9 protein-coding genes, 1 other RNA gene and 2 pseudogenes are annotated in these 10788 nt (G+C 71.4%); 10 read left to right on the plus strand and 2 right to left on the minus strand.

Features of this window, described 5'->3' with window-relative positions:
- The 3 genes and pseudogenes from BZZ08_RS39755 to BZZ08_RS37195 all read left to right on the plus strand — a co-directional run.
- Positions 1 to 158: pseudogene (locus BZZ08_RS39755) on the plus strand (serine/threonine protein kinase); the annotation flags it as partial.
- A gap of 75 nt (positions 159 to 233) precedes the next feature.
- A complete protein-coding gene (prfB, locus tag BZZ08_RS37190; protein ID WP_104636567.1) occupies positions 234 to 1340 on the plus strand; it encodes a peptide chain release factor 2 in 1107 nt (368 codons plus the stop codon).
- Positions 1341 to 1665: 325 nt separating this feature from the next.
- Entirely contained in the window at positions 1666 to 2484 is an 819-nt protein-coding gene (locus BZZ08_RS37195; RefSeq protein ID WP_104636568.1) for a hypothetical protein, read from the plus strand.
- A 140-nt stretch (positions 2485 to 2624) separates the two neighbouring features.
- Here BZZ08_RS37195 and BZZ08_RS37200 read toward each other — a convergent pair whose 3' ends face one another.
- On the minus strand, positions 2625 to 2819 hold the full coding sequence (locus BZZ08_RS37200) for a hypothetical protein (protein WP_104636569.1): 195 nt from the start codon (positions 2817 to 2819) through the stop codon (positions 2625 to 2627).
- 213 nt (positions 2820 to 3032) lie between these two features.
- On the opposite strand from BZZ08_RS37200, the gene ftsE reads away from it, so the two are divergent.
- The 5 genes from ftsE to ssrA all read left to right on the plus strand — a co-directional run bounded on the left by ftsE (position 3033) and on the right by ssrA (position 6968).
- Positions 3033 to 3722 carry a cell division ATP-binding protein FtsE gene (ftsE, locus tag BZZ08_RS37205; RefSeq protein WP_003975843.1) on the plus strand — a complete coding sequence of 230 codons (690 nt, stop codon included), beginning with the start codon at positions 3033 to 3035 and terminating at the stop codon, positions 3720 to 3722.
- Positions 3723 to 3765: 43 nt separating this feature from the next.
- Positions 3766 to 4683: a permease-like cell division protein FtsX gene (gene ftsX, locus BZZ08_RS37210; protein ID WP_052841736.1), complete on the plus strand. Its 918-nt coding sequence runs from the start codon at positions 3766 to 3768 to the stop codon at positions 4681 to 4683.
- A 68-nt stretch (positions 4684 to 4751) separates the two neighbouring features.
- Positions 4752 to 5939 carry a S41 family peptidase gene (locus tag BZZ08_RS37215; protein WP_198601922.1) on the plus strand — a complete coding sequence of 396 codons (1188 nt, stop codon included), beginning with the start codon at positions 4752 to 4754 and terminating at the stop codon, positions 5937 to 5939.
- Positions 5940 to 5985: 46 nt separating this feature from the next.
- Entirely contained in the window at positions 5986 to 6465 is a 480-nt protein-coding gene (gene smpB / locus BZZ08_RS37220; protein ID WP_104636570.1) for an SsrA-binding protein SmpB, read from the plus strand.
- 104 nt (positions 6466 to 6569) lie between these two features.
- Positions 6570 to 6968: a transfer-messenger RNA gene (gene ssrA, locus BZZ08_RS37225) on the plus strand.
- 161 nt (positions 6969 to 7129) lie between these two features.
- Here ssrA and BZZ08_RS37230 read toward each other — a convergent pair.
- Complete coding sequence (locus BZZ08_RS37230; RefSeq protein WP_107491005.1) at positions 7130 to 8425, minus strand: MFS transporter; 1296 nt, start codon at positions 8423 to 8425, stop codon at positions 7130 to 7132.
- A gap of 83 nt (positions 8426 to 8508) precedes the next feature.
- On the opposite strand from BZZ08_RS37230, the gene BZZ08_RS37235 reads away from it, so the two are divergent.
- Complete coding sequence (locus tag BZZ08_RS37235; RefSeq protein ID WP_104636571.1) at positions 8509 to 9480, plus strand: LysR family transcriptional regulator; 972 nt, start codon at positions 8509 to 8511, stop codon at positions 9478 to 9480.
- Between the two features lie 385 nt (positions 9481 to 9865).
- Positions 9866 to 10788 (plus strand): annotated as a pseudogene (locus BZZ08_RS39760) (hypothetical protein); the annotation flags it as partial.

Genomic DNA, 10788 nt, shown 5'->3' on the forward strand with positions numbered 1-10788 from the left:
GCAACCGCGCCACCGCGCGGCGGCGCCGGATCGCGGTGGGCGCCGGCGCGGTCGCCCTGGTCGCGGCCATCGGCGTCGGTACGTGGCTGGCCACGGGCGGTGACGAGGAGGGCACCGGACCCCAGGACACGCGGAACTCGGCCCCGGCCGCTCCCTGAGGCCGCACCGCCCCCGGCGCCCGCGCCCGCACCCGCCGGGCGTGGACCGGCGGCCGGAGCCGTTACGCTGGACGCGTGGCAGTCGTCGATGTATCCGAAGAGCTGAAGTCCCTCTCCTCGACCATGGAGTCGATCGAGGCCGTCCTGGACCTCGACAGGCTGAGGGCAGACATCGCCGTGCTCGAGGAGCAGGCGGCAGTGCCCTCGCTGTGGGACGACCCGGAGGCGGCGCAGAAGATCACCAGCAAGCTGTCGCACCTCCAGGCCGAGGTGCGCAAGGCCGAGGCCCTGCGCGGCCGGATCGACGATCTCGGCGTGCTCTTCGAGATGGCCGAGGAGGAGGACGACCCGGACACCCGTGCCGAGGCCGAGTCCGAGCTCACGGCCGTCCGCAAGGCGCTGGACGAGATGGAGGTCCGCACCCTGCTCTCGGGCGAGTACGACGCGCGTGAGGCGCTCGTCAACATCCGCGCCGAGGCGGGTGGCGTGGACGCCGCCGACTTCGCCGAGAAGCTCCAGCGCATGTACCTGCGCTGGGCCGAGCAGCACGGCTACAAGACCGAGGTCTACGAGACGTCGTACGCGGAGGAGGCCGGCATCAAGTCGACCACCTTCGCCGTGCAGGTGCCGTACGCCTACGGGACCCTCTCCGTCGAGCAGGGCACGCACCGGCTGGTGCGCATCTCGCCCTTCGACAACCAGGGGCGCCGCCAGACCTCCTTCGCGGGCGTCGAGATCCTCCCCGTGGTCGAGCAGACCGACCACATCGAGATCGACGAGTCCGAGCTGCGGGTGGACGTCTACCGGTCCTCCGGCCCCGGCGGCCAGGGCGTGAACACCACCGACTCGGCGGTGCGCCTCACCCACATCCCCACCGGCATCGTCGTGTCCTGCCAGAACGAGCGCTCCCAGATCCAGAACAAGGCCACCGCCATGAACGTCCTCCAGGCCAAGCTCCTGGAGCGGCGCCGCCAGGAGGAGCAGGCCAAGATGAACGCCCTCAAGGGCGACGGGGGCAACTCCTGGGGCAACCAGATGCGTTCGTACGTGCTGCACCCGTACCAGATGGTCAAGGACCTGCGCACGGAGCACGAAGTGGGCAACCCCGAGGCCGTGTTCAACGGTGAGATCGACGGATTCCTGGAGGCCGGAATTCGCTGGCGCAAGCAGCGGGAGAAGTAACGCGAAGCGGAGTCGCCGCTTTGTCGACAAGGCAACTGCCGCCCTACCGGCGGCGGTTGCCTTTTGTCTGCTCCCTGTTCGCCGGTGATGTCTGGGTTTTGCATCACACTCACAGCCTTTGTGTCCGGCATACGTCCCGTACCTGGACATCGCGTACGCAATGGCCTTGACGGGGCTTTGAACATTCGGAATGGTGAGGCTCGGCATGCGTATTTCTGGGGCGCATGTGAACCGGGGGACTTGAGCACACACGCAGCCACCCCCGTCGATCACGGCCCCCGAGTGCGGCCTCACCGACCAATCGGCTACTGGGGGTAGCAACTACATGACGAAGAAGACGCGCATCCGTGTCGCGCGCATAGCGGCCGGCGCCGTGATCGCGGCCGGCGCCTCCCTGACCGCGGCGGGTGCCGCCTCGGCGCTCGACATCGGCGTGAACGCCAGCGCCGACGGCGACGGCGTCGGCCTCGGCGTCAGCGTCCAGGGCGGCGAGGAGGACGGCGGTGCGACCGAGGGCAACGCCATTGTCGGCGTGACCGAGGGCGGCGAGAACGGCGGCAACGGCGACATCGGCGGCAACGGTGACGACGGCGGTGCCGGTGACATCGGCGGCAACGGTGACGACGGCGGCGCTGGCGACATCGGCGGCAACGGTGACGACGGCGGCGCCGGTGACATCGGCGGCAACGGTGACGACGGCGGTGCCGGTGACATCGGCGGCAACGGTGACGACGGCGGTGCCGGTGACATCGGCGGCAACGGTGACGACGGCGGTGCCGGTGACATCGGCGGCAACGGCGACAACGGCGGTGCCGGCGACAACGGCGGCAACGGCAACAACGGCGGCAACGGCGGCAACGGCGGCAACTCCGGCGGCACCGGTGGCGACGACAACACCACCCCTGACGGCGGCGGCAACGACAACGTCGCTCAGGAGGAGGGTTCCTCCGCGCTGACCGACACCGGCGAGGAGGCCCCGGCCTCCTCCGACACCGCCGCCCAGGGCAGCGGTGAGGAGCTCGCCGAGACCGGCGCCGCGGAGACCACGTTCCTGCTGGTCGGCGCCGCGACGATGATCGCCGGAGGCATCGGCTTCCGCTTCCTGCCGCGCCTGATGAACGGCCGCGGCGGAGCCGCTGCCTGACGGTAGCGGTCCGCGTACGCACCGCGCACGCAGACGAAGGGGCCCGGAGCGTCCTCGCTCCGGGCCCCTTCCCTGTCTTCCTGGTGCTTGCCGGCCCGTCCCGCTACGTCCTGGCGGCCCTGAAGGCCGCTCCTGGCGCCTCAGACGGTCTGGTGGGCCAGCAGGGCCATCGCCGCGATCAGCACCGCCACCAGCGCGATCAACGTCGCCGGATTCAGTCCCGCCAAGAAGTTGCTCTCCTGCTGCAGCCGCTCGCGGTTCGCCCGGCACACCGGGCACCTGCCCTCACTCACGGGCGCCGCGCAGTTCGCGCACACCAACCGGTCGTACGTCATGCGCTCGCCCTCCTTGCCACCGGCTCCGTTCGGAACAACGCCCGCGACGACACGAACGTTCCCCTCCACTGTGCCAGGTTCCGAGGGGCCCCGCGCGCCCTCCCGTAGGGACAAAACACACAACTGATACGCAACCCCGACCGGTGACTGCGGTCCCCTCCCCGGTTCGCGTAAGGTCACGCTCATCTACCCCCGGCGACCCGTGGTGCATCCGTGATCCGATTCGACAACGTCTCCAAGGTCTACCCCAAACAGAGCCACCCAGCCCTCAGGGACGTCTCCCTGGAGGTCGAGAAGGGCGAGTTCGTCTTCCTCGTCGGGTCCTCCGGCTCCGGAAAGTCCACCTTCCTGCGGCTGATCCTCCGCGAGGAGCGGTGCAGCCACGGACAGGTGCACGTCCTCGGGAAGGACCTCGCCCGCCTGTCCAACTGGAAGGTGCCGCAGATGCGGCGCCAGCTGGGGACGGTCTTCCAGGACTTCCGCCTGCTGCCGAACAAGACGGTCGGCGAGAACGTCGCCTTCGCCCAGGAGGTCATCGGCAAGTCCCGCGGTGAGATCCGCAAGTCCGTGCCGCAGGTCCTCGACCTCGTCGGACTCGGCGGCAAGGAGGACCGCAGGCCCGGCGAGCTGTCCGGCGGTGAGCAGCAGCGCGTCGCCATCGCGCGCGCCTTCGTCAACCGGCCCAAGCTGCTGATCGCCGACGAGCCCACGGGCAACCTCGACCCGCAGACCTCGGTCGGCATCATGAAGCTGCTCGACCGGATCAACCGGACGGGCACCACCGTGGTGATGGCCACGCACGACCAGAACATCGTGGACCAGATGCGCAAGCGCGTCATCGAGCTGGAGAAGGGCCGCCTCGTCCGGGACCAGGCACGCGGTGTCTACGGCTACCAGCACTGACGAGCCACAGACGACGAGGAACGGAAAGGCTTAACGAGACGCCATGCGCGCCCAGTTCGTAGTCTCGGAGATCGGAGTCGGTCTTCGCCGCAATCTGACGATGACCTTCGCGGTCATCGTCTCGGTCGCCCTGTCCCTGGCCCTGTTCGGCGGTTCGCTGCTGATGAGCGACCAGGTCAACAACATGAAGGGCTACTGGTACGACAAGGTCAACGTCTCGGTGTTCCTCTGCAACAAGAGCGACGCCGAGTCCGATCCCAACTGCGCCAAGGGCGCGGTGACCGAGGACCAGAAGAAGCAGATCATGTCCGACCTCGACGAGATGGCCGTCGTCGAGAAGGTGACCTACGAGTCGCAGGACGAGGCGTACAAGCACTACAAGGAGCAGTTCGGCGACTCGCCGCTGGCCAGCTCCCTCACGCCGGACCAGATGCAGGAGTCGTACCGGATCAAGCTGAAGGACCCGGAGAAGTACCAGGTCATCGCGACCGCCTTCGACGGCCGGGACGGCGTGCAGTCCGTGCAGGACCAGAAGGGCATCCTGGACAACCTCTTCGGCCTCCTCAACGGCATGAACTGGGCCGCCCGCGCGGTGATGGCCCTCATGCTCGTGGTCGCGCTGATGCTGATCGTCAACACCGTGCGCGTCTCGGCGTTCAGCCGGCGCCGCGAGACCGGCATCATGCGCCTCGTGGGCGCCTCCGGCTTCTACATCCAGGCGCCGTTCATCATGGAGGCGGCGGTCGCCGGTCTGATCGGCGGCGGGGTCGCCTGCGGCTTCCTCGTGATCGCCAGGTACTTCATCATCGATCACGGGCTCGCCCTGTCCGAGAAGCTGAACCTGATCAACTTCATCGGCTGGGACGCCGTCCTGACGAAGCTGCCGCTCATCCTGGCCACGAGTCTGCTGATGCCCGCGTTGGCGGCGTTCTTCGCGTTGCGCAAGTACCTGAAGGTGTGACGCATACCAAGGGGGCCGCGTGGTCAAGGGACCGTGCGGCCCTTACGCGTTGTCCTAGACTCACCGGCATGTCAGGTCGTGACCTGTTCTGTCAGCCCCGTCGCGTGCGCCACGGGGCCGCCCTGACCTTGGTGTTCGCGAGTGTGCTCGTCGCGGGCGCGGCCACCGGCTCGCTCCCCGGACCGGAGCGGAAGTCCGATCCCGGCACGGCCCGTTCGGCCGCCCCCGTCGGTCAGCAGGCCCGCCACGACGACGTCGCCCGCGCGGCGGCCGAGGCCGTGGCCGACGGCAAGTCCCCCGTGGAGGCCGCCGAACGCGCGGTCAGCCGCAGCGGGGACCGCTGGGGCGCCGTCTACTCCGAGGGCGAGTACGAGGAGTTGGAGGACGCCCTCGACGGCCGGTACACCGGCGTCGGGCTCTCCGCGCGCCGCGAGCGCGACGGCCGCATCGAGGTGACCAGGGTGCGTTCCGGCTCACCCGCCGCCGACGCCGGGATCCGCGAGGGCGACCGGCTGCGCAGCGTCGACGGTGAGCGGGTCGACGGGCGGCCCGTCACCGAGGTCGTCTCCATACTGCGCGGCGACGCCGAGCCGGAGCCCGCCGGCACCGCCGTCCGGCTGGGCCTGGAGCGCGGCACGCGCGCGTGGACCGAGACCGTGCGCCGCGCCCGGCTGTCCACGGACCCGGTGACCGTCCGCACGCTCGCCGACGGCCTCACCGTCGTCAAGATCGCCTCCTTCACCAAGGGCGTCGGCGAGCAGGTGCGCGAGGCCGTGGCACGGGTGCCGTCCGGCGCCGGGGTCGTCCTCGACCTGCGCGGCAACTCCGGCGGTCTGGTCACTGAGGCCGTCACCGCCGCCTCCGCCTTCCTCGACGGCGGCCTGGTCGCCACGTACGACGTCGACGGCGACCAGCGGGCCCTGCACGCCGAGACCGGCGGCGACACCGCCAGGCCCCTGGTCGCGCTCGTCGACGGCGGCACGATGAGCGCGGCCGAGCTGCTCACCGGGGCCCTCCAGGACCGCGGCCGGGCGGTCGTCCTGGGCTCCCGCACCTTCGGCAAGGGCTCGGTGCAGATGCCGAGCCGGCTGCCCGGCGGGACGGTGGCCGAGCTGACCGTCGGGCACTACCGCACCCCCTCCGGGCGCGGCGTCGACGGCAGGGGCATCACGCCCGACCTGGAGGTCGACCCGGCGGACCCGGCCGCCCTCGCGCGCGCCCGTACGGTGCTGAGCGGGCTCGGGCCGACCGCGTAATCGGCTTTCCGTCAGGCCCCTCCGTAGTGCCAAAATGGACCGCACTATGGCTAAGGAAAAAGGGCGCAAGCTGATCGCGCAGAACAAGAAGGCGCGGCACGACTACCAGATCCTCGACACCTACGAGGCCGGCCTCGTGCTGTCCGGTACCGAGGTGAAGTCGCTGCGCCAGGGGCGGGCCTCGCTGGCCGACGGCTTCGTGCAGCTGGACGGTCACGAAGCGTGGCTGCACAACGTGCACGTGCCGGAGTACAGCCAGGGCACCTGGACCAACCACAGCGCCCGCCGCAAGCGGAAGCTGCTGCTGCACCGCGTGGAGATCGACAAGCTGGAGTCGAAGTCCCAGGAGACCGGTCACACGATCGTGCCGCTGGCGCTCTACTTCAAGGACGGGCGGGCCAAGGTCGAGATCGCGCTGGCACGCGGCAAGAAGGAGTACGACAAGCGGCAGACCCTCCGGGAGAAGCAGGACCGCCGCGAGGCGGAGCGGACGGTCTCGGCGATCCGGCGCAAGCAGCGGGCCTGAGCCGCGGGAATAGGCTGGCACGTGCGTGCGTTGGTCACGTACGATGGCACGTGCACCCCACAGAGGGTGTGCGCCCCTCTTCGGAGGACTTGAAAAATCAACATGGGGATGATCGGTTTCGACAGCGGCTGTCGAAGCAGGGGAAGCGTGTCGAGGAAGCGGCCATGATCTCGTAAACCACAGGCCGAAAAAATAATCGCCAACACCAAGCGCGATTCCTCCCAGCAGGCCTTCGCCCTCGCTGCCTGATCTCAGGTAGCGAAGCGAGCCTCCTACTAAGGGAGTGTCAGCCCGGGGCTGTTCCCGACCCGGATCCTGGCATCAGCTAGGGGACTAAACCTTGATCCCGGTCACGGGGTGAAGAGGGAAACCAAACAGTGACTGAGCCCGTCGGAGACTTGTCCGCGTGATCTCCGGGGCTGAGAAAATCGAAGCGGACTGCACACGGAGAAGCCCTGATTCCGCACCGTTGGACGCGGGTTCGATTCCCGCCATCTCCACGAGGTCGAGGGTGACGTGTGCTCGCGATAAGCGCGAGCCACGTCGCCCTCGTCGTTTTTGCGCGGCTGCGCCGCGCGCTGCGGGGGCTTCGCCACCCGCACCCCCGTACGGAGGGAACCCCCTGGTCACCGGCACCCGCCGGCGGTCCAGGGGGTTCTCGCGTTCACGCGGTCGGCCGGGTCGGCAGCAGGGCCAGGAGGAGGGCCGTCGCGGCCGCCGTGACCGGTATGCCATAGGCCGCGGTGGGGGAGACGTGCTCCACCGTCCAGCCGCCCGCCGCGCTGCCGCAGGCGATGCCGCCGAGCAGGCCGGTCACCGCGAGGGTCATGCCCTCGTTCAGGCGGCCCTCCGGGGTGCGGTGCTGGACCAGCGTCATCGTGGTCACCATCGTCGGGGCCGTCGCCATCCCGCCGACCAGCAGGGTGAGCGCCAGCAGGGGCAGGGAGCCGCTGAGGGAGGCCGCGAGGAGCGGCAGCGTCAGCAGGGCGGTCATCGCGGCCACGCACCACGGCAGGCGGTGCTCGGCCGGTCCGGCGGGCTTGATCGCGCCGTAGAGCAGACCCGCCGCGCAGGAACCGGCCGCCTGCAGGGCGAGGACCGCACCGGCCGCCGCACGGTGTCCCTGTGCGTCCGCGAAGGCGATGGTGACGACCTCCATGGCGCCGAACACCCCGCCCATCGCCAGGCACACCACCAGCAGCGACGGGATGCCCGGCGCCCGGAAGGGAGCCTTCGCCGTCGGGTGCGGCCGGGCCGGGGGCTCGGTCGAACGCCGGGCGGTGAACAGCAGCATGCCGGTCACCAGCAGCACCACGCCCACGAGCGTGCCCGCCTCCGGGAACAGCGCGGTGCACAGGAACGCCGCGAGGACCGGCCCGAGCATGAAGCACAGTTCGTCCGTGGCCTGTTCGAAGGAGTTCGCGGTGTGCAGCGCGTCGGCGTCCCCCCTCAGCAGGTGGGCCCAGCGGGCGCGGGCCATGCCGCCGGTGTTGGGCGTCGTCGCGGTCGCGGCGTACGCGGCGAACAGGGTCCAGGCGGGCGCCCCGTACCGCACGCACAGCAGCAGCGCGAGGGAGCCCAGCGCGGCGAACAAGGTGGCGGGCAGGGCCACTCTGGCCTGGCCGTACCGGTCCACGAGTCGCGCGGTCCAGGGGGCGACCAGCGCCGTCGCCGCCAGCCCGGTCGCGGTGACGGCGCCGGCGAGGGCGTAGGAACCACGGGTGCCGGCGATCATCACGACGGCGCTGACGCTGAACATGCCCATGGGCAGCCGGGCGATGAGGTTCCCGATCGTGAACGCACGTGCGCCGGGCGTGGCGAGGAGGCGCCGGTACGGGCCGGGCGGCCGGCGTCCGGTGCGGGGGCGGAAGTCGGCCGCGACCAGGGTGTCGGCGGTGACGGCCAGGAGGAGGGCGGGCCGACTGGGACGGGACGGGCGCGCCGGAGTGGGTTGCGGCATGCGTCCACCGTCGTCCGGCGACGGCCGGGGGGTCCAACACCTTCTCCGTGGCCATTCACGCACCGGCGTTGTAAATTCACCGGATGCCCGCACCCGCCCACCTGGACCCCCGCCTCCTGCGCGCCTTCGTCGCCGTCGCCGAGGAGCTGCACTTCACCCGTGCCGCCGCCCGCCTCTACGTCGCCCAGCAGGCGCTCAGCAGGGATGTGCGGCGCCTGGAGCGGGAGTTGGGCGCCGAGCTGTTCGTCCGGACCACCCGGCAGGTGACGCCGACGGCCGACGGCGAGCGGCTGCTGCCCCACGCCCGCCGGGTCCTCCAGGCGCAGGACGACCTGCTGGCCGCCTTCGGGCAGGCGCGCCCGCTGCTGGTCGACCTCAACTCCCCGGGTCTGGTCACCGGCCGCCTGGTCCTGGAGCGGGCCCGTGCGCTCGCGTCCGAGCAGGAGCTGATGGCGCGTTACGAGAGCGGACTGACCCACGCCGCCGGTGAACTGGTCGCGGGCCGCCTCGACGCCTCCTTCGGCCGGTTCGCGGGGCTGCCCGCCGGCCTGCGCGCCGGACTCGCCCACCAGCCGGTGCGCCTGGAACCCATGGCGGTTGTCCTGCCCGAGGACCATCCACTGGCCCGGCTGGCGGAGGTGCCGCTCTCCGCACTCGCCGGAGAGGCCGTGTACGCCGGGGCCGGCAACCCGCGCACGCCGGAGTGGACCGACCTCGCGCAGCGCCTGTTCGAGGGGCGCGGCATCCACGTGGCGTCCCCCGCGCCGCTGGCGGTCGGCGAGGAGGAGTTCCAGCGCATCATGGACAAGACGCGCAATCCGATCCTCGCCGTGGAGAGCTTTCCGGCCATGGCCTCGACCGTGGTGCGCCCCCTCGTCGACCCCGTGCCGCTGTCGCCGGTCTCGCTCGTGTGGCGAAAGGGACTGGTGCATCCCGCGCTCGACGCGCTGTGCCGGGCGGCGTCGCAGGTCGCGACCGAAAAGGGTTGGCTGGAGGTTCCCGGCGACGGATGGATTCCGGCCGTCGACGCCGCTGTGATGTCCCTCCACAAGTGACACTCGGCCACCACACATCCTCCGCGTGCGCTACATTCTTTGCCTGAGCACGGTGTGATACAGGGGGCGCTCGAACCTGGTGGGGGCCGGTTCGGCCGACGAGTGCTCGGAGTCGTATGCGCACCCGGAAGTATTCCGTGGGGGGAAGTGCGCGCGCGTGAAGAATTGGCAAGAAGACGCCCAACCGGAGTGGCCCGAGGCCGAGTCCGGAGCTCGTGATCTCCCGGAGGCGAGACGAGATGCTGACGCCACCGAGGTGCTGCCCCCGACCCGCCCCTTCCCCCCGGCCGGGGGGACTCCGGTGACCGCGCCGGGCTCGGGTTGGTTCGGCGTTTCCGGTGACGGCCCGCGTGGCCGCGGGAGTTCCGACGCCGACCGGACGGAGGTGCTGGGCTCCCGAATAGGCGGCCGTGCCCCCTACGGGCGGGGCCCGGACCCGCTGGCCCAGGCGCGGATAACCTGGGGCAGAACCGAACCGGCCGGGGCGAACCCGGGCAACGCCGCCCCGGCGCCCGGAACCGGCCACGCCCACGGCACCGCCCACGCCCACGGCCCCTTCCCGGACCCCGACCGGACGGACGTCCTCCCGTCGGCCCGTCCCGTCGCCCCGGTCGCCCCCACCCGCGCCTTCCCCGCACCGGCAACCGCACCCTCGCCGGTGCCCCCGCCCGGACCCGCCACCGCCGCACTCCGCGACCCCTGGCAGGAGTTGCCGGACACGGACGGCGACCCGGGCGCCGCCGCCGGGCACACCCACGACCCGCACGAGGTCACCGTCCAGCTCGACGCCGTCCACCTCGGTGACGGCGTGCTGCTGCGGGCCGACGGCGGACACCGCAAGAGCGGCCCGGAGCCCTCCGACGGGCCCGTCTTCGTCGACGCGTCCGGCCGCCGCAGCCGCCTGTACCGCCGCCTCGGCATCCTGGTCGGCGTCGCCTGCGCGGTCTACGCCGTCGTCATCGTCTCCACGCTGCTCTCCGGCAACTCCGACGCGCCCTGGATGCCCGTACCGGGCCAGGAGGAGGGCGCACCGGCCGGTCAGGTCGACACCACCCCGCTGCCCTCCCGGTCGGCGCGGCCCTCCGGCACCGGCGCCGCGGCCCCGCAGGCCACGCCCTCGGCAGGCGCCGGTGCGACGGCCCGACCGGGCGTCGAGGCACCCGCGTCCGGTACGTCCGGTGTGACGGGCGGCTCCACGGGGCAGTCCGGCACGAGCGCCGACGCCCAGTCCTCGGTGCCCGGGACCGACCGCGATCCGGGCGGCGGCGGCGCGAGCGGTCCGGACCCGACGCAGTCGACGCAGGCCCC

This window comes from Streptomyces sp. MH60, assembly GCF_002939385.1.
Lineage (GTDB): Bacteria > Actinomycetota > Actinomycetes > Streptomycetales > Streptomycetaceae > Streptomyces.